The 20,062-nt window shown below is 61.6% G+C and carries 14 protein-coding genes; 7 read left to right on the top strand and 7 right to left on the bottom strand.

Annotated elements, in window-relative coordinates:
* Positions 1-2: 2 nt before the first annotated feature.
* Together ABWL43_RS17830 and ABWL43_RS17825 are read right to left on the bottom strand one after the other, a co-directional pair.
* Positions 3-1,610: a carboxyl transferase domain-containing protein gene (locus ABWL43_RS17830; protein WP_404483368.1), complete on the bottom strand. Its 1,608-nt coding sequence runs from the start codon at positions 1,608-1,610 to the stop codon at positions 3-5.
* Positions 1,611-1,620: 10 nt separating this feature from the next.
* Positions 1,621-2,784 (bottom strand): isovaleryl-CoA dehydrogenase, encoded by a 1,164-nt coding sequence (locus ABWL43_RS17825; RefSeq protein WP_404483366.1) that lies wholly within the window; start codon positions 2,782-2,784, stop codon positions 1,621-1,623.
* A gap of 163 nt (positions 2,785-2,947) precedes the next feature.
* Here ABWL43_RS17825 and ABWL43_RS17820 point away from each other — a divergent pair, with 163 nt between their 5' ends.
* Positions 2,948-4,585 (top strand): AMP-binding protein, encoded by a 1,638-nt coding sequence (locus ABWL43_RS17820; RefSeq protein ID WP_404483364.1) that lies wholly within the window; start codon positions 2,948-2,950, stop codon positions 4,583-4,585.
* A gap of 663 nt (positions 4,586-5,248) precedes the next feature.
* On the opposite strand, the gene ABWL43_RS17815 is transcribed toward ABWL43_RS17820, so the two are convergent.
* The 3 genes from ABWL43_RS17815 to ABWL43_RS17805 form a co-directional block, all read right to left on the bottom strand.
* Positions 5,249-6,148 carry a hydroxymethylglutaryl-CoA lyase gene (locus ABWL43_RS17815; RefSeq protein WP_369303199.1) on the bottom strand — a complete coding sequence of 300 codons (900 nt, stop codon included), beginning with the start codon at positions 6,146-6,148 and terminating at the stop codon, positions 5,249-5,251.
* Between the two features lie 16 nt (positions 6,149-6,164).
* Entirely contained in the window at positions 6,165-6,557 is a 393-nt protein-coding gene (locus ABWL43_RS17810; protein ID WP_106578810.1) for a MerR family DNA-binding transcriptional regulator, read from the bottom strand.
* A gap of 296 nt (positions 6,558-6,853) precedes the next feature.
* Positions 6,854-7,789, bottom strand: a complete 936-nt coding sequence (locus ABWL43_RS17805; RefSeq protein ID WP_404483361.1) for a LysR family transcriptional regulator — start codon at positions 7,787-7,789, stop codon at positions 6,854-6,856.
* 166 nt (positions 7,790-7,955) lie between these two features.
* On the opposite strand from ABWL43_RS17805, the gene ABWL43_RS17800 reads away from it, so the two are divergent.
* Positions 7,956-9,185 carry an acyl-CoA dehydrogenase gene (locus ABWL43_RS17800; RefSeq protein ID WP_145163992.1) on the top strand — a complete coding sequence of 410 codons (1,230 nt, stop codon included), beginning with the start codon at positions 7,956-7,958 and terminating at the stop codon, positions 9,183-9,185.
* Positions 9,186-9,338: 153 nt separating this feature from the next.
* Here the strand turns inward: ABWL43_RS17800 and ABWL43_RS17795 are convergent, their stop codons facing one another.
* Both ABWL43_RS17795 and xthA read right to left on the bottom strand, forming a co-directional pair.
* Entirely contained in the window at positions 9,339-10,664 is a 1,326-nt protein-coding gene (locus tag ABWL43_RS17795) for a substrate-binding domain-containing protein (protein WP_404483359.1), read from the bottom strand.
* A gap of 116 nt (positions 10,665-10,780) precedes the next feature.
* The gene (gene xthA, locus ABWL43_RS17790) at positions 10,781-11,593 is read right to left on the bottom strand and encodes an exodeoxyribonuclease III (protein ID WP_106578806.1); all 813 of its coding nucleotides are present in this window, start codon (positions 11,591-11,593) and stop codon (positions 10,781-10,783) included.
* A 168-nt stretch (positions 11,594-11,761) separates the two neighbouring features.
* On the opposite strand from xthA, the gene ABWL43_RS17785 reads away from it, so the two are divergent.
* The 5 genes from ABWL43_RS17785 to ABWL43_RS17765 all read left to right on the top strand — a co-directional run bounded on the left by ABWL43_RS17785 (position 11,762) and on the right by ABWL43_RS17765 (position 20,048).
* Positions 11,762-12,412: an N-acetyltransferase gene (locus tag ABWL43_RS17785; protein ID WP_145163998.1), complete on the top strand. Its 651-nt coding sequence runs from the start codon at positions 11,762-11,764 to the stop codon at positions 12,410-12,412.
* Positions 12,413-12,476: 64 nt separating this feature from the next.
* Positions 12,477-14,204: an autotransporter assembly complex family protein gene (locus tag ABWL43_RS17780; RefSeq protein WP_242199384.1), complete on the top strand. Its 1,728-nt coding sequence runs from the start codon at positions 12,477-12,479 to the stop codon at positions 14,202-14,204.
* Positions 14,204-17,890 carry a translocation/assembly module TamB domain-containing protein gene (locus ABWL43_RS17775; protein WP_404483356.1) on the top strand — a complete coding sequence of 1,229 codons (3,687 nt, stop codon included), beginning with the start codon at positions 14,204-14,206 and terminating at the stop codon, positions 17,888-17,890. Before ABWL43_RS17780 ends, ABWL43_RS17775 begins: the two co-directional genes overlap by 1 nt.
* A 236-nt stretch (positions 17,891-18,126) precedes the next feature.
* Positions 18,127-18,600, top strand: coding sequence for a MarR family winged helix-turn-helix transcriptional regulator (locus ABWL43_RS17770; protein WP_145164004.1), 474 nt, complete (start codon positions 18,127-18,129; stop codon positions 18,598-18,600).
* Positions 18,597-20,048, top strand: a complete 1,452-nt coding sequence (locus tag ABWL43_RS17765; RefSeq protein ID WP_404483354.1) for an efflux transporter outer membrane subunit — start codon at positions 18,597-18,599, stop codon at positions 20,046-20,048. The genes ABWL43_RS17770 and ABWL43_RS17765 overlap by 4 nt, the downstream gene beginning before the upstream one ends.
* Positions 20,049-20,062 lie beyond the last annotated feature (14 nt).

Genomic DNA, 20,062 nt, shown 5'->3' with positions numbered 1-20,062 from the left:
ATTTACATGCGGAACACGCCGAAGCGGCTCGGCTCGATGGGGGCGTTCAGCGAAGCGGACAAGGCCAGGGCCAGCACGTCGCGGGTCTGCAGCGGGTCGATGACGCCGTCATCCCACAAGCGCGCGCTGGAGTAATAGGGGTGGCCCTGGGTTTCATACTGGTCGAGGATCGGCTGCTTGATCGCGGCTTCCTCTTCGGCGCTGAAGCTTGCGCCAGCGCGCTCGGCTTGTTCACGCTTGACCTGCACCAGCACGCCGGCCGCTTGTTCGGCACCCATCACGCCGATGCGTGCATTGGGCCACATCCACAAAAAGCGCGGGTCGTAAGCCCGGCCGCACATGCCGTAGTTACCGGCACCAAAGCTGCCGCCGATGATCACCGTGAATTTCGGCACCTTGGCACAGGCCACCGCGGTCACCAGCTTGGCGCCGTGCTTGGCGATGCCGCCGGCTTCGTACTTCTGGCCGACCATGAAGCCAGTAATGTTCTGCAAAAACAGCAGCGGAATCCCGCGCTGACAGGCCAGTTCGATAAAGTGCGCGCCTTTTTGCGCGGCTTCGGCGAACAGAATCCCGTTATTGGCCAAAATCGCCATCGGGTAGCCGTGCAAGTGCGCAAAACCACACACCAGCGTGGTGCCAAACAGTGCCTTGAACTCATCGAACACCGAGCCGTCGACCAGCCGCGCGATCACTTCGCGCACATCGAACGGCTGCTTGGCATCGGCCGGGATCACGCCGTAAAGCTCTTCGCTGCTGTACAGCGGCGCCACCGGCGGGCGTTGCTGCAACTGCCCCTGTTTGCGCCAGTTGAGGTTGGCCACGCTGCGCCGCGCCAGGGCCAGCGCGTGTTCATCGCTGTCGGCATAGTGGTCGGCCACACCGGAGATCTTGCAGTGCACGTCGGCGCCGCCCAAGTCTTCAGCGCTGACCACTTCGCCGGTCGCCGCTTTCACCAGCGGCGGGCCGGCGAGGAAGATGGTCGCCTGCTGACGCACCATGATCGCTTCGTCGGCCATGGCCGGCACGTAGGCACCGCCCGCCGTGCACGAGCCCATCACCACCGCAATCTGCGGGATGCCCTGGGCGCTCATATTCGCTTGGTTGAAGAAGATCCGCCCGAAGTGCTCGCGATCCGGGAAGACTTCATCCTGACGCGGCAGGTTGGCGCCACCGGAGTCCACCAGGTAGATGCACGGCAGGCGGTTCTGCTCGGCGATGGTCTGCGCGCGCAGGTGTTTTTTTACCGTGAGCGGGTAGTAGGAGCCGCCTTTTACCGTGGCGTCGTTGGCGACAATCATGCATTCGACGCCTTCCACGCGGCCGATCCCGGCAATCACCCCAGCCGCCGGCACGTCTTCGCCGTACACCTGATGGGCCGCCAGTTGGCTCAGTTCAAGGAACGGCGAGCCCGGGTCGAGCAAACGATTGATCCGCTCACGGGGCAGCAGTTTGCCGCGCGACGTATGCCGCTCCTGAGCCTTGGCGCCACCGCCTTGCTGCACGTGGGCGAGCAGAGTGTGCAGGGCGTCGACCTGTAGGCGCATGGCTGCGCTGTTGTCGGCAAATTCTGCCGAGCGCGGGTTGAGTTGGGTGTGCAAGGTGGCCATGGGCGCTCCTTCAGCGGGTTTCGTTGAAGAGTTCGCGGCCGATCAGCATCCGGCGAATCTCACTGGTGCCGGCGCCGATTTCGTACAGCTTGGCGTCACGCAGCAGGCGCCCGGCGGGGAATTCGTTGATGTAACCGTTACCGCCCAGAATCTGAATGGCGTCCAGGGCCATGTGTGTGGCGCGCTCGGAGCTGAACAGGATGACCCCGGCGGCGTCCTTGCGCGTGGTCTCACCGCGCTCGCACGCCTGCGCCACCGCGTAGAGGTAGGCGCGGCTGGCATTGAGCTGGGTGTACATGTCGGCGACCTTGCCTTGGATCAGCTGGAATTCGCCGATGCTCTGGCCAAACTGCTTGCGGTCGTGGATGTACGGCACGATCAGGTCCATGCACGCTTGCATGATGCCGATCGGGCCGCCCGCCAGCACCACGCGCTCGTAGTCCAGGCCGCTCATCAGCACTTTCACGCCGCCATTGAGTGCGCCGAGGATGTTTTCTTCGGGCACTTGCACGTCATCGAAAAACAGCTCGCAGGTGTTTGAGCCGCGCATGCCGAGCTTGTCGAACTTGTTGCTGCGGCTGAAGCCTTTCCAGTCGCGCTCGACGATAAACGCGGTGATGCCGTGAGGGCCTTTTTCCACGTCGGTCTTGGCGTAGATCACGAAGGTGTTGGCATCGGGGCCGTTTGTGATCCAGGTCTTGCTGCCGTTGAGCACATAGTGGTCGCCGCGTTTTTCGGCGCGCAGTTTCATCGAGACCACGTCGGAGCCGGCATTCGGCTCGCTCATGGCGAGGGCGCCGATATGCTCGCCGCTGATCAGCTTCGGCAGGTATTTGAGCTTCTGTTCGTGGCTGCCGTTACGGTTGATCTGGTTGACGCACAGGTTTGAGTGAGCGCCATAGGACAAGCCGACTGACGCCGAACCTCGGCTGATTTCTTCAAGGGCCACCACGTGGGCCAGGTAGCCCAGGCCGGCGCCGCCGTACTCTTCCGGCACCGTAATGCCGAGCAGGCCCATGTCACCGAACTTGCGCCACATATGGGCGGGGAACAGGTTGTCACTGTCGATTTGAGCCGCGCGGGGCGCGATTTCCTTGGCCACGAAGGACTGCACCTGGTCGCGCAGCATGTCGATGGTTTCGCCGAGGGCGAAGTTCAGGGACGGGTAACTCATGGACAGGCACCTTAATGTGAGCTTTGTTGTTGTGTGGTTGAGCGTCGGGGAGGGCGCTCACCTTTACGTTAACGTAAGCTTGCGTTGCGAGGCTGTCAATCGTAGTTTACGTTTACGTCAAGCAGCCGCCGTCCACCTTACAAAAAAGACAAAAGGGGTCGTTATGGATCAACCGAATCAGAGCTACAGCCGTGGCTCTCAGGACAAGACCTTGCTGGCCATGACCATTGGCCAGGCCTTCGATAACACGGTCTCGCGCTATCCCGAGGGTGAAGCGTTGGTGGTGCGCCATCAGCAACGCCGCTACACCTGGCGGCAACTGGCTCACACGGTTGATTTGCACGCCCGTGCGTTCCTGGCCCTGGGCATGCAAGCCGGCGACCGCCTGGGCATCTGGGCGCCCAATTGTGCAGAGTGGTGCATCACCCAGATTGCCAGTGCCAAGCTTGGTGTGATCCTGGTCAACATCAACCCGGCCTACCGCAGCAGTGAGCTGGAGTACGTGCTCAAGCAGTCCGGTTGCCAATGGCTGGTGTGCGCCGGGTCATTCAAAAGCTCCGATTACCACGCCATGCTGCAAGCACTGAGCCCCAACCTGAGCGCGATGATCAGCCTCGACCCCAACCCACCCCAGGGCTTTTTGCCCTGGTCGCAGCTGGCGGCCCTGGGGGCTGGCGTCCCGCCCGAACAGCTGCACAGGCGCCAGGCCAGCCTGCACTTCGACCAGGCCGTGAACATTCAATACACCTCCGGCACCACCGGGTTTCCCAAGGGCGCCACCCTCAGTCATCACAACATTCTCAATAACGGTTACATGGTTGGCAAAAGCCTGGGCCTCACGGCGCAGGACCGGCTGGTGATTCCGGTGCCGTTGTATCACTGCTTTGGCATGGTCATGGGCAACCTTGGCTGCATCACTCACGGCACCACGATGATCTACCCGAATGACGGCTTTGATCCGCTGCTGACCCTCAGCGCCGTCGCCGAAGAGCGCGCCACCGGCCTCTACGGCGTGCCGACCATGTTCATCGCCATCCTCGATCACCCTCGCCGCGGCGAATTCGAGCTGACAAGCTTGCGCACCGGGATCATGGCCGGTGCCACATGCCCTATCGAGGTGATGCGCCGCGTCATCAGCGAGCTGCACATGGGTGAAGTGCAGATTGCCTACGGCATGACCGAAACCAGCCCGGTGTCACTGCAAACCGGTGCCAACGATGACCTGGAGCGCCGCGTCACCACCGTGGGCCGTACCCAGCCGCAGCTGGAAAACAAGATTATCGACACTGCTGGCAATACCGTCGCGCGCGGTGAAATCGGCGAGCTGTGCACGCGCGGCTACAGCGTCATGCTCGGCTACTGGAACAACCCCGACGGCACCCGTGACGCCATCGATGACGCGGGCTGGATGCACACCGGCGACCTGGCGACCATGGACGAACACGGTTACGTGTGTATCGCCGGGCGCAACAAGGACATGATCATTCGCGGTGGCGAAAACGTGTACCCGCGCGAGCTCGAAGAGTTTTTCTTCACCCACCCGGCGGTGGCAGATGTGCAAGTTATTGGCATACCGGATGAGCGTTACGGTGAAGAGATCGTCGCCTGGGTCAAGTTCCATCCGGGCCATATGGCCAACGAACTGGAGCTGCAAACCTGGTGCAAGGGCCGCATCGCGCACTTCAAGACGCCCAAGCATTTCAAATTCGTGGAAGAGTTTCCGATGACGGTGACGGGCAAGATCCAGAAATTTCGCATGCGCGAAATCTCGATCGAGGAGCTGAAAACCCAGTCCAACTAACAACCCAAACCCATGTGGGAGCGGGCTTGCTCGCGCATGCGCAGGGTCAGCCAGCTCATCTGTCACTGACGCACCGCCTTCGCGAACACGCTTTTTGATCGATGCCAGACGAGCGTTTGTCGAATCCCGGAAAGCACAAAGGGGACCCGAAGGTCCCCTTTAATTTGTCGTTGCGTGCTCTTTTTTATTATTGAGGGGCGGCCTGTTGTTGTTTTTGGCAGCCGTTACCCTTTACCGCTGTTTTGGGCGACCCCCATTCGGGGTCAAGAGCAAACGTATTTTTTTGAGCGCTGATCTGCTTCTTCGTTACCGATCCAACCAGTGGCAGCTACCTGAGGTAGTTTTATTTTTCTCTAACCGGTTGCGGGTTTCGGCATGCCGTACCCTGCGAAGCACATCTTCTCCAAAAAAATCTGTTAGCTGCGTCTCTGCCGTGTTGTTTTTGTTATGTCAGAGTCGTTTCGTCTTATTTTTATTAGGTTTGGCGCTTTTTATTCTTGTTATGCAATAGAGATAGCAGAAGCCGTGCCAACTTTTAAAAAGCCTTTAAAATCAGCAGGTTGAATTTTTTATAAGAAATCGCCTGCAGCGAATGCGACAAAATATGTTCCCGTGTTACTCGATATGTAGCGGTGCGGTAACACATTGTCACAGCCGCTCTACTCAACTGGCGTTACGCGCCTTGGCAACCCGCGACCCGGTGGGCCGGCCGAGCACGCTGCTGATTTGCTGGCCCGCGAGAATCAATGCCTGCAGGTCGATGCCCGTGTCGATACCCAGACCGTTGAGCAGGTACACCACGTCTTCAGTCGCCACGTTACCGCTGGCGCCCTTGGCGTAGGGGCAGCCGCCGAGGCCCGCGATGGAGCTGTCGAACACCGTGATCCCTTCCAGCACACTGGCGTAGATATTCGCAATCGCCTGCCCGTAGGTGTCATGAAAATGCCCGGCCAACTTGTCCCGTGGCACCTGCGCGCCGACCACTTCAAACAGCCGCCGCGTAGCGCCCGCCGTGCCAGTGCCGATGGTGTCGCCCAGGGAAACTTCATAGCAGCCCATGGCGTACAACTCGCGCGCGACCGCCGCGACCTGTTCCGGCGCGATGTCACCTTCGTAAGGGCAACCCAACACACACGACACATACCCGCGCACGCTGACGCCATGCTGCTTGGCCGCCGCCATGATGGGCGCAAAGCGCTCCAGGCTTTCGCTGATGGAGCAATTGATGTTGCGCTGGGAAAACGCCTCGGACGCGGCCGCAAACACGGCGACTTCCTTTACGCCCGCGGCCACGGCATCTTCAAAACCGCGCAGGTTCGGCGCGAGTGCGCCGTAGGTCACGCCGGGTTTGCGTTGTATTTGCGCAAACACTTGCGCCGACCCGGCCATCTGCGGCACCCACTTGGGCGAGACAAAGCTGCCCACTTCGATATAGCTCAAGCCCGCGTCGGTCAGGGCATCCACCAGTTGGACCTTGTCGGCCACGCTGATGGGCTGGGCTTCGTTCTGCAGGCCGTCGCGCGGGCCGACTTCCACCAGGCGTACGTGTGAGGGGAGGGGCATGATGGCTACCTTATCGTTATTGGCCAACCTGGCTCATGGTCTGCGCCAGGGCCTGGGTGCAGCGCTCTTCGGCGGTGTCCAGTTCCAGCTTCATCTGTTCGATATCCAGCAGTTGTTGCTCAAGCTGCTCACGGCGTTCGGCGATTTTGGCGAGCATGCTGTTGAGTTGGATGTGGTTGCCGCTGCTGGGGTCGTAGAGTTCGATCAGCTCGCGGCACTCGGCCAGGGAGAAACCGATGCGCTTGCCGCGCAGGATCAGTTTGAGGCTGACCTTGTCGCGCGCCGAGTAGATGCGCTCCTGGCCCCGGCGTTCCGGGGCCAGCAGGCCTTGTTCTTCATAGAAGCGAATGGCGCGGGTAGTGATGTCGAGCTCGCGGGCGAGGTCGGAGATGCTGTAAGTCGTGCTCATGGGGGCGCTCAAGAAGGTCTTGACGCTAAGCTAATGTCAGGTTGACGTGAACGTCAAGCTGCCTCTCCAACCTTATGAGCGGGCGTGTTGTGGCGAGCAGGCTTGCCCTGCGTTGGGTGTGACGCGCCTGCAATAAACATTGACTCAATTTTTCAGGGAAAACGCGGCGCCTGGGTTTGGGGCTGCTACGCAGCCCAACGCAGGGCAAGCCTGCTCGCCACACAGGGCCTGCTTGCCACACTGGGACTGCTTGTCACACAGGGCCTGCTCACCACAAAAGGTCTGCTTGCCACAGGTCAGGCTTGCTTGCCATCGAGCTTTTTCTCATGCGCCGTCACCTGTTGGCACAACTCGATCATTTGCTCGCGCATCCAGCGGTTGGCCGGGTCCTGGTCGGTGCTTTCGTGCCAGTACAAGTGGGTTTCAACAGGCGGCACATCGTTGACCGGCAGGTTGAACCAGTGCAATTCATGGCGCCGGGCAAAGCGCTCGGGCACGGTCATCACCATGTCGGTCTGCTGCAACACTTGCGAGGCCATCAGGTAATGCTGGGAGCGCAGGGCGATCTTGCGCTGGATGCCCATCTTGCCCAGGGCCAGGTCCACATGGCCCAGGCCGTTGCGGCGGCTGGAGATATGGATATGCGTCAGCGACAGGTAGTCATCCAGCGTGAATTTGTCCTTGCCCGCCATCGGATGGCCCTTGCGCATGGCGCACACGTAGCGGTCTTCCATCAGCTTGACGTGGCGCACTTGCGGGTCGGTGTTGAGCGGCGCATCCACGGCAAAATCCAGGCGTCCGGCGGCGAGCTCCTTGGTGGTTTCGCGACGTTTGGACAGGAAACTCTCGATCGCCACCGTCGGCGCCAGGCGGCGCAGGCGCTGGAACAACAGCGGCAGAATCACCGCTTCGGTGAGGTCGGTCATGCTGATGCGGTAGGTTTTGGCCGCCTGCTGCGGGTTGAAAATCCGGCTTTCCTGCACCGACACCCGCAGCAACGACAACGCATTGCGCACCGGGCCGATGATGTTCTGCGCCATCGGCGTGGGCACCATGCCCTGGGCCGTGCGCACGAACAGCGGGTCATTGAAGGTTTCGCGCAAGCGCGCCAGCGCGTTGGACACCGCCGGCTGGGTGATGCCGACGATCTGCCCGGCACGGGTCAAGTTGGCTTCGGTGTAGATCGCATCGAAGACAATAAAGAGGTTGAGGTCGACCTTGCTCAGATTCATTTCGTTGCGCTCTTATTGTTAGGTGGCGATTTGTCAGGTGCTCAGGCGCCGATCATATATCGGTGATGAATGTTAATACACGCCGAGAATAGGCTAGGTAAATTATCAGCGCTGTTCTAGCATCGATTGCATGACCTAAACAACCTCTCAGAGAAGGGAGCTGCTCATGGATTTCGCCTATTCGCCCAAGGTTCAGGAACTGCGTGAACGCGTCACTGCATTCATGGACGCTTACGTTTACCCGGCCGAGCCGGTGTTCGAACGCCAGGTCAGCGAAGGCGACCGCTGGCAGCCCACCGCCATCATGGAAGAGTTGAAAGCCAAGGCAAAAGCCGAAGGCCTGTGGAACCTGTTCCTGCCCGAATCCGAACTGGGCGCCGGCCTGACCAACCTCGAATACGCACCACTGGCCGAGATCATGGGCCGCTCGCTGCTGGGCCCGGAGCCGTTCAACTGCTCAGCCCCCGACACCGGCAACATGGAAGTGCTGGTGCGCTACGCCAACGCAGAGCAAAAACAACGCTGGCTCGAGCCGTTGCTGCGCGGCGAGATTCGCTCGGCCTTTGCCATGACCGAACCGGACGTGGCGTCCTCAGACGCCACCAACATGGCCGCCCGTGCCGAGCGCCAGGGCGACGAGTGGGTGATCAACGGCAAAAAATGGTGGACCTCCGGCGCCTGCGATCCGCGCTGCAAGATCTTGATCTTCATGGGCCTGAGCAACCCGGATGCACCGCGTCATCAGCAGCACTCGATGATCCTGGTGCCGGTGGATGCCCCCGGTGTAAAAATCGTGCGCCCATTGCCGGTCTTCGGCTACGACGACGCCCCGCACGGCCACGCCGAAGTGCTGTTCGACAACGTGCGCGTGCCGTACGAAAACGTACTGCTCGGCGAAGGTCGCGGCTTCGAAATTGCCCAGGGCCGCCTTGGCCCAGGCCGTATCCACCATTGCATGCGCTCCATCGGCATGGCCGAGCGCGCGCTGGAACTGATGTGCAAACGCTCCGTCAGCCGCACCGCGTTCGGTAAACCATTGGCCCGCCTGGGCGGCAATATCGACAAGATCGCCGACTCACGGATGGAAATCGACATGGCCCGCCTGCTGACCTTGAAAGCGGCGTACATGATGGACACCGTGGGCAACAAAGTTGCGAAAAGCGAAATCGCGCAGATCAAGGTGGTGGCGCCGAACGTGGCGTTGAAAGTGATCGACCGCGCCATCCAGATTCACGGCGGCGCCGGGGTTTCCAACGACTTCCCGCTGGCCTACATGTACGCCATGCAACGCACCTTGCGCCTGGCCGACGGCCCGGATGAAGTGCACCGTGCGGCGATCGGCAAGTTCGAGATCGGCAAGTACGTGCCCAAAGAGCTGATGCGCAGCGGGCAGTAAATGTAGCCAGCGGGCTTGCCCCGCGTTGGGCTGCGCAGCAGCCCTGAAACCATGCGACCGGTTCTGCCTGGAAGAGTGCGTGTGATTATGCGGCTGCTGCGCGGCCCAACGTGGGGCAAGTCCGCTCGCCACAGCGGGCTTGCTCGCCAGGCGTCAGTGCACCCAAACCTCCACTCGCCGGTTTTTGATCCGCCCCTCGTCCGCCGTGTTCGCCGCCACCGGCATCTGCGCGCCGAAGCCGAGAATATCGCGCAGCACCACACCGTTCTTCACCAGTTCCCGGCGCACCGCCATTGCCCGCAACTTCGACAGTAGCGCGGCGCGCTGTGGGTCATTCTTGGCGTCGCCAAACCCTACGAGCGTCACCTGCTTGTGGAGTTTGTCGTGGCTTTTCAGGTACGCCACCACCCGCTGCAAATCCTGGCGCGCCTTGTTGTCGAGGCTGGCGCTGCCCTCTTCGAAGCGAAAGTTCACGCTCAGTCGCTGGGCCTCACGCGCGATGGCTTGATAGTCCGCAGGCATCGACGGGCGCGGCTCCACGCTGATCGCCTGCACCTGCTGCGCGATAAAACCGTTGGCTGCGACAATCGCCTGGCCTTTGCTGCTCTGGGTAAAGTCCACGAGCGCCTTGGCCCACGGGTTGCGGCTCGAGGGCGGCAGGTAAAAGAACAGTCGGCGTGACAGCGGGTAGTCCTCGGTGGCAATCAGGCTGTTCAACGGCAACATCGGTTGTGAGTCGCCATCGACGATTGCCACGGCCTTGGCCTGGCGCACATACGGCAGGCCGATAAAGCCGATGCCCTGAGGGTCCTGGCTTACGGCGTCGGACAGTTGCTCACTGGATTCGAAGCGCTTGGCAGGTGCCAGGGGTTTACCGCGCAGGCGTAGCACCAGTTCCTTAAAGGTGTCGTAGGTGCCGGACTGATCATCCCGGGCATACAAATGAATCGGCCCGCCGATGCCGCCCAGTGCCTCCCACGTGTCGACTTCGCCGTTGAAAATCTGCGCCAGTTGCTCGGTGTTCAGGGTATTCAACGGGTTTTGCGGGTTGAGGATAATCGCCAGGCCATCAATGGCGATCACTTGCTCAGCCTCGGGGCTTTTCAGGTCGCCCAAGGGTTCAAGGTCCACCAGTTCGCTGTCCTTGATCGGGCGCGACGACGCGGCGAGGTCGGCGCTGAGGTTTTTCAACGCGGCGAACCCGGTACTGGAACCGTGGGCCGCCACCTCGATGGTGACCGTCCTGCCTTGGCGGGTCTTGCCGATCACGCGCTGTTCATTGGCGCCTTCGCCCGGTTCACTGTGCACCGCCTGCAAGCCCTGGTATTGCATCATGCCCATGACCAGCGCGGGCCCGAGCGCGGCGCCAATGGTGTTGGAACCCTGGATGCGCAACGCGGGGCCTTGGTCGGGAACGGGCAGGGCAGCCGCAACTGCATAGAGGGGCAGGATCAACAGGAGCAGAACGCGCAGCATCATGCCGGCACCTTCTTAAGCCAAAGGGAGTGCCGGGAGATTAAGTCAGTAAGGTTTCAACGGTGTGACGGGCACACGACCAACCCAAAGGTGGGAGCTGGCTCCCACATTGAGTCGCGTCAGCTCAATTCCAGCCAGATCGGCGCGTGGTCCGACGGCTTTTCCAGCGCCCGGAGCTCGTAGTCCACGCCGGCATCCTTGACCCGCGGCACCAGGCCGTTGGACGCCATGATCACGTCAATGCGCAGGCCACGCTTGGGCTCATCTTCGAACCCACGGCTGCGGTAATCAAACCAACTGAAGCGGTCGGCCACGTCCGGGTTGAGGTGGCGGAAGCTGTCCACCAGGCCCCAGTTTTTCAGGCGGGCCATCCACTCGCGTTCTTCCGGCAAGAAGCTGCACTTGCCGGTTTTCAGCCAGCGTTTGGCGTTGTCGGCGCCGATACCGATGTCGCAGTCTTGCGGGGAGATGTTGATGTCGCCCATCACCACCAAGGCCTGGTCATTGCTGAACTGGCTTTCCAGCAGGTGCTGCAAATCTTCGTAGAAGCGTTTTTTGGCCGGAAACTTGGTCGGGTGGTCGCGGCTTTCGCCCTGGGGGAAGTAGCCGTTCATGATGGTCACGGGGTTGCCGTTCTCATCGGCGAAGGTGCCCCAGATGAAGCGGCGCTGGGCGTCTTCTTCATCGCTGGCAAAACCTTTGTGCACGCTCAGCGCTTCTTTGCGCGAGAGCAGGGCCACGCCGTAATGGCCTTTTTGGCCGTGGTAATAAACGTGGTAGCCCAAGGCCTGCACTTCGGCCAGCGGGAACTGGTCATCATGAACCTTCGTTTCCTGCAGGCCGATCACGTCGGGTTGATGCTTTTCAATCAGCGCCGCCAGCTGATGAGGGCGGGCGCGCAGCCCGTTGATATTGAAGGAGACGATTTTCATGGTCGGCAGTCCAGTCTGGCAAAAGGGCGATGCTAGCCGACAAGTCCGACGGGGGCCAGCGTGGCGGTCGAGCAGATGCCCTGCTAATGTCTGGGAACGACTGGTGCTGCGTAGGTTCGTACCCATAAGAACGCCATCTTCTGAATGGCGCCCAGGGAGATTGACTGTATGCCTGACACTTCGACGGCCCTTGCCGAGATCCGCCTGCTCAACAGCGGCTATTCGCGCGAAGCGCGCTCCATGCTCTACCAGGCTTATCGGCATGAGCCGACGTTCGCCTACATCTTCGAAGCTGAACGCCCAGGCTATGAACAGCGGGTACGCGCCACGGTGCGTGAGCTGGTCAAGCAGCATTTCTTTCAGAAACTGCCCGCCATCGGCCTGTTCGTCAACGACCGGCTGATCGGCATCGCCCTGATTGCGCCACCGCAACGGCGCCTGGGCATTACCGAAAGCTGGGCGTGGCAATTGCGCATGTGGTTGAGCACTGGCGTGCGCGGCACTCGCCGTTACCTGGAATACCATCACGCGGTGCTGGCGTGCCTGCCGACCGAGTCGGTGCACGTACTGCCGTTGTTGGGCATCCACCCGCAATTTCAGGGCAAGCACTATGGCGAGCAGTTGCTTGAGGCCGTGCACAACTGGTGCGCCGACGACCCGCATTCCTCAGGCGTAGTGCTCGATACCGGCAACTCACGCTACCTGGATTTTTATAAGCGCCAGGGCTATGAGGAAATCGGCGAAGTGGCGATAGGGCCTATCCTGGAGCACGTGTTTTTCCACCCCAATCCGCAGTCGTTACATGTTGCAACGGCTTAATGCAGAATTATTCAGATAATTCCGGGTTCAAAGTCTCTCCCCAGCTCGTGTAGCATCCGCGCCTATGAAGTTTCCAGGAAGATTTACCAGCGGCTTGATTCTGCTGTTCACAAGCTGCGGCGCCTTGGCGCAAAGCGAATTGGACGTGCGGATCAAGCCTACAAACGACGCGTTGAAAGCCAACATCGAAGGCTATATCGGCGGGGTAGGCGATCGTGATGAAGAAGCCCTGCTGCGGTTCAGCCGCGGCGCCGAAGAGCAGGCCCGCAAGGCGGCCCAGGCGCTGGGCTACTATCAGCCGCAAATCGTCAGTGATGTAAAAGGCGGCAAGAATCCACGCCTGATCCTCACCATCGACCCCGGCGAGCCGGTGCATTTGCGCAACGTGACCATTCGGGTTGACGGCCAGGCCGCGAGCCTCAAGGCTTTTCGCGTGCCCGACAGCAGCGACCTCACATCCGGCGCCGTGCTCAACCACGGCCACTACGAAGACGCCAAGCGTCTGATCCAGAACCAGGCCTCGCGCTACGGCTTTTTCAGCGGGCGCTTTACCAGCCAGAAACTCTCGGTTGACCCCAAAGCCGGCGTCGCCGATATCGAACTCATTTACGACAGCGGCCCGCGCTACAGCATGGGCAAGGTCAGCTTCGCCGGCGACACGCCGTTTGATGAAGACCTGCTGCAACGCATGGTGCCGTTCAAAAGCGGCGACCCTTACGACTCCGAGCTGATCGCCGAACTCAACCAGAACCTGCAGGCGAGTGGCTTTTTCGAAGCCGTGCGCGTAGACGCAAGCCCCGCAGCCTCGGCCAACGATGTGATCCCGGTGGCGGTGCAACTGGACACCCGCAAGCCGCGCACCATGGGCCTGGGCCTGGGTTACTCGACCGACGTCGGCCCGCGCGGCAAAGCCAACTGGACGCGTCACTGGGTCAACCCACAAGGTCACAGCTATGGCTGGGAAGCCGAGCTGTCGGCGCCGCGCCAGAACGTCGGCCTGTGGTACGACATCCCGCTGGACCCACCGCTCACCGACAAACTGCGTTTTGCCGGCGGCTACCAGAATGAAGAAATCGCCAATACCGACACCCTGAGTAAATTGCTCACCCTCGGCCCTGAATGGCACAGCAAATTGCCCAGCGGCTGGACGCGGGTCATCTCGCTCAAATACCAGCGCGAAGAATACCGCCTGGGCAATGACTCGGGCCTGAGTAACCTGGTGATGCCGGGGATCAATTATTCCTACCTGCGCAGCGACAACCGCATCGATCCGCACAATGGCTATCGCCTGATGTTCGACGCCAAGGTCGCCAAGGAAGGCCTGGGTTCCGACACCAACCTGCTTTACGGCACCGCCACGATCAAGGGCTTGACCACCTTGTGGGACAACCACCGTTTCCTCGGCCGTGCGCAGTTTGGCGGCAGTGCCACCAATGGCTACAAATCGGTGCCGCCATCGCTGCGCTTTTTTGCCGGTGGTGACCAGAGCGTGCGTGGCTACGAGTACCAGACGTTGTCACCCGAAAACGATCGCGGTGACCGCATCGGCGGTCGCTACATGGTGGCGCTGAGTGCCGAATATCAATATTCCATCGCCGAAAAATGGCGGATCGCGACCTTTGTCGACCAAGGCAACTCCTTCAACAGCCTGGACATGCCGAGCCTGAAAACCGGTGTGGGCGTGGGCGTGCGCTGGGTGTCGCCGGTGGGCCCGATCCGCCTCGACCTGGCCCATGCCCTGGAAGATCCGGGCGGCATTCGTTTGCACTTTTCCATGGGGCCTGAGCTGTGATGCGCGGTTTGAAAATAGCGGGGCTGGCCATCGTGGCAGTCTTCGCCGTGGTGTTACTGGCACTGTGGGCGGTACTCGGCAGCCAAGCGGGCAGCCGCTGGGCCTTGCGCCAGGTGCCCGGATTGACGGTTGAGAATTTCCAGGGGCATTTGGGTGGCCAGTGGCGTGTCGACCACCTGCTGTGGCAGCAAGACACCAGCCGGGTCGAGCTGAATGCGGCGAAGTTCGACTGGTCGCCGGCCTGCCTGCTGCGCATGACCCTGTGCATCAACCAGCTGGACGTGGAACAGATCAGCCTGCAATTCCCACCCAGTACCGATGACAGCAGCAGCGGGCCGATCCAGCTGCCGGAGTTGAAACTGCCGGTGGCGATCCAGTTGGGCGACGTTCGCGTCGGTAGCCTGCTGTTCAATGGCAGCGAAGAGCTCAAGGGCTTGCAGCTCGCGGCGCACTGGACCGCCGCGGGCCTGCAGATCGACTCGGTGCACCTGCAACGCGACGACCTGGTGCTGGACCTGGCCGGTCTGCTGCAACCGACCGGCAACTGGCCGCTGAGCGCCACGGGCAACCTGAGCCTGCCGTACGCGCCCGGCGGCGCGCCGTGGAAGGTTGCCCTCAAGGTTGACGGAGACTTGCTCAAGACCCTCAAGCTCGACGCCGACAGCAGTGGCTACCTGCCCGCCAAACTCAGCGGAGAGCTGCAACCGCTGGTGGAAAACTTGCCCGCGCAATTGCACATCAGCGCCGACGGCTTCAAACCCAGCGCCGACTTGCCCGACACCCTGCAACTCAATCAGCTGGACCTCACCGCCAAGGGTGACCTGAGCAGCGGTTATCAACTGCTGGGCAAGGCCGTGCTGCCTGCGGAAAAAGGCCCGGTAGACCTGCTGCTGCAGGGCAAGGTTGACGCCAAGGGCGCGCAGATCGCCGGCCTGGATTTGAATGCCGGCGACCAGCAAAGCCTCAAGCTCAGCGCCAATCTGGACTGGCAACAAGGCTTCAGCGCCGACGCCAAGATCGATTGGCTGGATTTTCCCTGGCACCGCCTCTATCCATTGATTGATGAGCCGCAGTTCGCGCTGCATACGCTCAACGGCGAGATTTCCTACAAAGACGGCAATTACCTCGGCAACCTCAAGGCCGACCTCGACGGCCCGGCCGGCAAATTCAATGTGGTCACGCCGTTCAGTGGCGACCTCAAGCAACTCTTCCTGCCCGAACTGAAATTGACGGCCGGCCAAGGCAAGGCTGAAGGCCACCTGAGCCTGCAGTTTGCCGACGGCATTGCCTGGGACACCGCGCTGGACCTGTCGGCGCTGAACCCGGCATACTGGGTCGCGGAGTTACCCGGCACGTTGGCTGGGCCGCTGCGCAGCAAGGGCGAGTTCAAACAGGAACAACTCAAGCTCAACGCCGACCTCGACCTCAAGGGCCGCTTGCGCGGTCAGACTGCCGTGCTGGCGGCCAAGGCAGACGGCGCAGGCGAGCAATGGACCCTGGCCAACCTGGACATCCGCCTGGGTGATAACCGCATCAATGGCAGCGGCAGCCTGCAGCAACGTGTGGCCGGGCAGATCGACATCAAGCTGACGCGCCTGGCCCAGTTGTGGCCGCAACTGCGTGGGCAGATCAACGGGCGCGTCGATGTGGCCGGTACGTTGAAGGCGCCGCAAGGCAAACTCGACCTTAAAGGCCAGCAACTGGCGTTCGCCGACAATCAACTGCAAAACCTCACCCTCAACGCCACACTCGACAACGCCCAGCGCGCGAAGATCGACCTCAAGGGCAGTGGCATTCAGGCCGGCGACACCCAGGTCGGCACCCTGACCGCCAGCGCTCAAGGGGATATCAAAAGCCAGAAAGTCCAGCTGGACCTGGCCGGGCCGCTGGTCAAGCTGGGCCTGGCGCTCGATGGCAACCTCGACAAAGGTAACTGGCGCGGGCGCCTGGCCAGCGGTGACGTTCAAGCCGGTGGCCAGGACTGGAAGCTGCAAGCCCCGGCCAGGATCGAACGCCTGGCGGACGGCAAGCTGACCTTTGCGGCGCATTGCTGGGTGTCTGGCCCTTCCAGCCTGTGCGGTGAAGATCAGCGCCTGATGCCTGAGCCGAAGTTGCGTTACCACCTCAAGCAATTCCCTATCGACAGCCTGGCTGCCTTTATGCCCAAGGACTTCGCCTGGCAAGGCAAGCTCAACGCCGACGTGCAGCTCGACCTGCCCGCCAGCGGGCCTAAAGGCGTGATCGCGGTGGATGCCAGCGGTGGCACGCTGCGCGTCAAGGACAAGGCTCAGTGGGTGGATTTCCCCTACGACACCCTGAAGCTGGAAACCACCCTCAACCCTAAACGCATTGACACTCAGCTGACCTTCCGTGGCGGCAAGCTCGGCGAGTTGCTGGTGCAGGCGCAGATCAACCCGCTGCCGAAGAACAAGCCGATCACCGGTAATTTCAGCCTCAACGGCCTGGACCTCGCCGTGGCCCGACCGTTTGTGCCGATGGTGGACAAACTCACCGGCAAGCTCAACGGCAACGGGCGTATCTCCGGTGGTTTGCTGGCACCGCAGGTCAACGGCAACGTGAATCTGGTGGGCGGTGAAGTCTCCGGGCCGGAGTTGCCGATCAGCCTTGAAGGCTTGAACGTGCAGGCCTTGATTGCCGGCGAAAGCGTGCAGTTGAATGGCGCGTGGCACAGCGGCAAGGCCGGGCAGGGCAGCCTCAAGGGGCAGATCGACTGGGGCCAGGCTCTGGTGGTGGACCTCAGCCTGCAAGGCGCGCAATTGCCGGTCACGGTTGAGCCTTACGCCAAGCTGGAAGTGGCGCCGGACCTGAAAATCAGCCTGAAAAACGACAAACTGGCGATTGCCGGCAAGGTGCACATCCCGCGTGGCGACATCACCGTGCGTGAATTGCCGCCGTCCACCGTCAAGGTCTCCGATGACACCGTGATCGTCGGCAGCCAGACCGAGGAGGGCAAGGCGCCGATGGCGATGGCCATGGACATCGACGTGGTGGTGGGCGAAGACCAGCTCAACTTCGCGGGCTTCGGGCTCACCGCCAAAGTGCAGGGCCATGTGCACATCGGCGACAACATGGACACCCGTGGCGAGCTGTGGCTCAACGATGGCCGCTACCGTGCCTACGGGCAGCGGCTGGACGTGCGCCGCGCGCGGCTGTTGTTTGCAGGGCCACTGGACCAACCGTTCCTGGATGTCGAAGCGGTGCGCGTCGTTACCGAACCGTCCAGAACGGTGACGGCCGGTATTCGCTTGAGCGGCAGCGCCGAACAACCGACCACGCAGATCTTCTCCGAGCCGACCATGCCTCAGGAGGATGCACTCTCGTATCTGGTACTGGGGCGTTCGCGCAACAACACCGGCGAAGACAACAACATGCTGGCCGAAGCCGCCTTGGGGCTGGGGTTGATGGGCAGCGCCGGGGTCACCTCGGATATCGCCAACAAGCTGGGTATCCAGGACTTCGACCTCGACACCCAGGGCACCGGCAATAACACCGCCGTGGTGGCCAGCGGCAAGATCACCGAAAAACTCAGCCTGCGGTATGGGGTTGGGGTGTTCGAACCGGCCAGTACGATTGCCCTGCGCTACCTGCTGAGCAAAAAGGTGTACCTGGAAGTGGCCAGTGGCGTGGCCAGTTCACTGGATATCTTCTACAAGCGCGATTTCTAAACCCTCACGCACAAACACTGTGGGAGCTGGTTTGCCGGCGATGACGGTCCATCAGTCGATGATTCATTGACTGACAGACCGTCATCGCAGGTACGCCAGCTCCCACGTTCGTTTGTGGTGCAGCCCACCTGTCGGTCAATTAGCAAGCAAGCTAATAATTCCATTTGACATTCGCTGCCTAAGCAGTAACATCTTGTCATACATTCACTGCCTAGGCAGTAATAAGGTGACTTTCGATGACCCACTTCACCCCTGACAGCTTTCGCAACTGCCACCTCGGCCTGTTGCTGGGCCGCGCCGCGCTGCTCAAGGACCGCATTATCGACACGCATATGGAACCGCATGGCGTCACCGCCGCGCAGTTCAAAGTGTTGATCATCATTGCCCAGTACGAGGTCGACACGCCCGCCGAGCTGTGTCGCAACCTGTCGCTGGACAGCGGTTCCATGACCCGCATGCTCGACCGCCTGGAGCAAAAGGGCCTGCTGGCGCGCAAGCGTTCCGAGCAGGACCGGCGCCAGGTGCAGCTGGTGCTGACCGAAGACGGCCAGCGCCTGGCAGACATGCTGCCGCACATCGGCGCGCAGGCGATGAATGAGCTGGCCGGCGCCCTGCAGCCCGGCGAGTTGCAAACCCTGGAAAAAATCCTCACGAAAATTCTGATAGCTGCCGGTGACGCCATCGTCATCCAGCGGGTAGGTAATCAATGAACACACGCGCACTTAGCCTGGTGCTGGTGGCGATGAGCATGGCCGGTTGTGCCAACTTCAGCGGCCTCGACACCCAGGGCCAACGCCTCGACGCCAACACGTTGCAAACCGGCAAGTCCCTCAGTGGCGTGACCTTGTCGAGCGCCGCCTGGCCGACGGCCGATTGGTGGAAGAGCCTCGGCGACCCGCAGCTGGACGGCTTGATCCATGAAGCCCTGCAAAACAGCCCTGACATGCAAGTCGCCAGCGCCCGTGCCCACCAGGCGCAAGCCGCTGCCTACGCCGCCGATGCCGCCCGCATGCCGACCCTGGATGCCAGCGCCGGCGTGAGCCGTTCGCGCCTGGCCAAGGATCAGGACCCGCTGGGGCAGGGCGATGCCTACGCCACCGTGCGTAACATCGGCGCCAGCTTCAACTACAACTTTGACCTGTGGGGTGGCCAGCGCGCCGCCTGGGAAGCTGCGTTGGGCCAGGCGCGTGCCGCCGAAGTCGATCAGCAGGCCGCGCGCCTGACCCTGGCCGCCAACGTGGCCAAGGCCTACAGCGACCTGGGCCAGGCGCATATCGTGCGTGACCTGGCCGCCGACGACCTCAAGCGCACCCGCCAGATGCTCGACCTGAGCAAGCGCCGCCTGAGTTCCGGCATCGACAGCCAGTACCAGTACCAGCAGACCGAAAGCCTGGAAGCCAGCTCTGAGTCGCAATTGATCGATGCAGAAAAACAGCTGCAAAGCGCCAAGATCGCCCTGGCCGTATTGCTCGGTAAAGGCCCCGACCGTGGCAGCGAGCTGACCCGCCCGAACGTGCTCAAACCCAGCGCCGTTGCCGTGCCTTCTGTGCTGCAGGCCGAGTTGCTGGGCCGTCGCCCGGACTTGATCGCCGCACGTTGGCGCGTCGAGGCAGCAAGCAAGAATGTCGCCGCGAGCAAGACCCGTTTCTACCCCAACCTCAACCTGAGCGCGAGCGCCGGGGCCGAGTCGTTGTTGGGCGACGCGATGTTTGGCTCGGCCAGCCGTTTCTTCAGCATTGCGCCGACCGTCTCGTTGCCGATCTTCGACGGCGGCCGCCTGCGCGCCGACCTAGATGCCCGCGACGCCGATTACGACCTGGCGGTGGCCCAGTACAACAAAACCCTGGTGCAAGCCTTGGGCGATATTGGCAACACCCTTTCGCAATTGCGCGATACCGGTCGGCAGATCCAGGCCCAGCAACACGCCGCGGACATTGCCCAGCAGTCTTACGACACCGGGGTTCAGCGCTATAGCTCGGGGATCGGGAATTACCTGGATGTACTCAGCATCGAGCAGCAATTGCTGCAGGCCCAGCGTCAGTTGGCGGCCTTGAATGCTGCGCAGATCGATCTGTCGATTCAATTGATGCAAGCCCTGGGTGGCGGGTACAACGCCGATAACGTGGCCGTAACCACCCCAGCTACACGCACGGAATAATTTGAGGTATTTGT

The organism is Pseudomonas sp. HT11, assembly GCF_044875395.1.
GTDB lineage: Bacteria > Pseudomonadota > Gammaproteobacteria > Pseudomonadales > Pseudomonadaceae > Aquipseudomonas.
The sequence above is the reverse complement of the archived record's forward strand: the minus strand, read 5'-3'. Positions and strand labels throughout refer to the sequence as shown.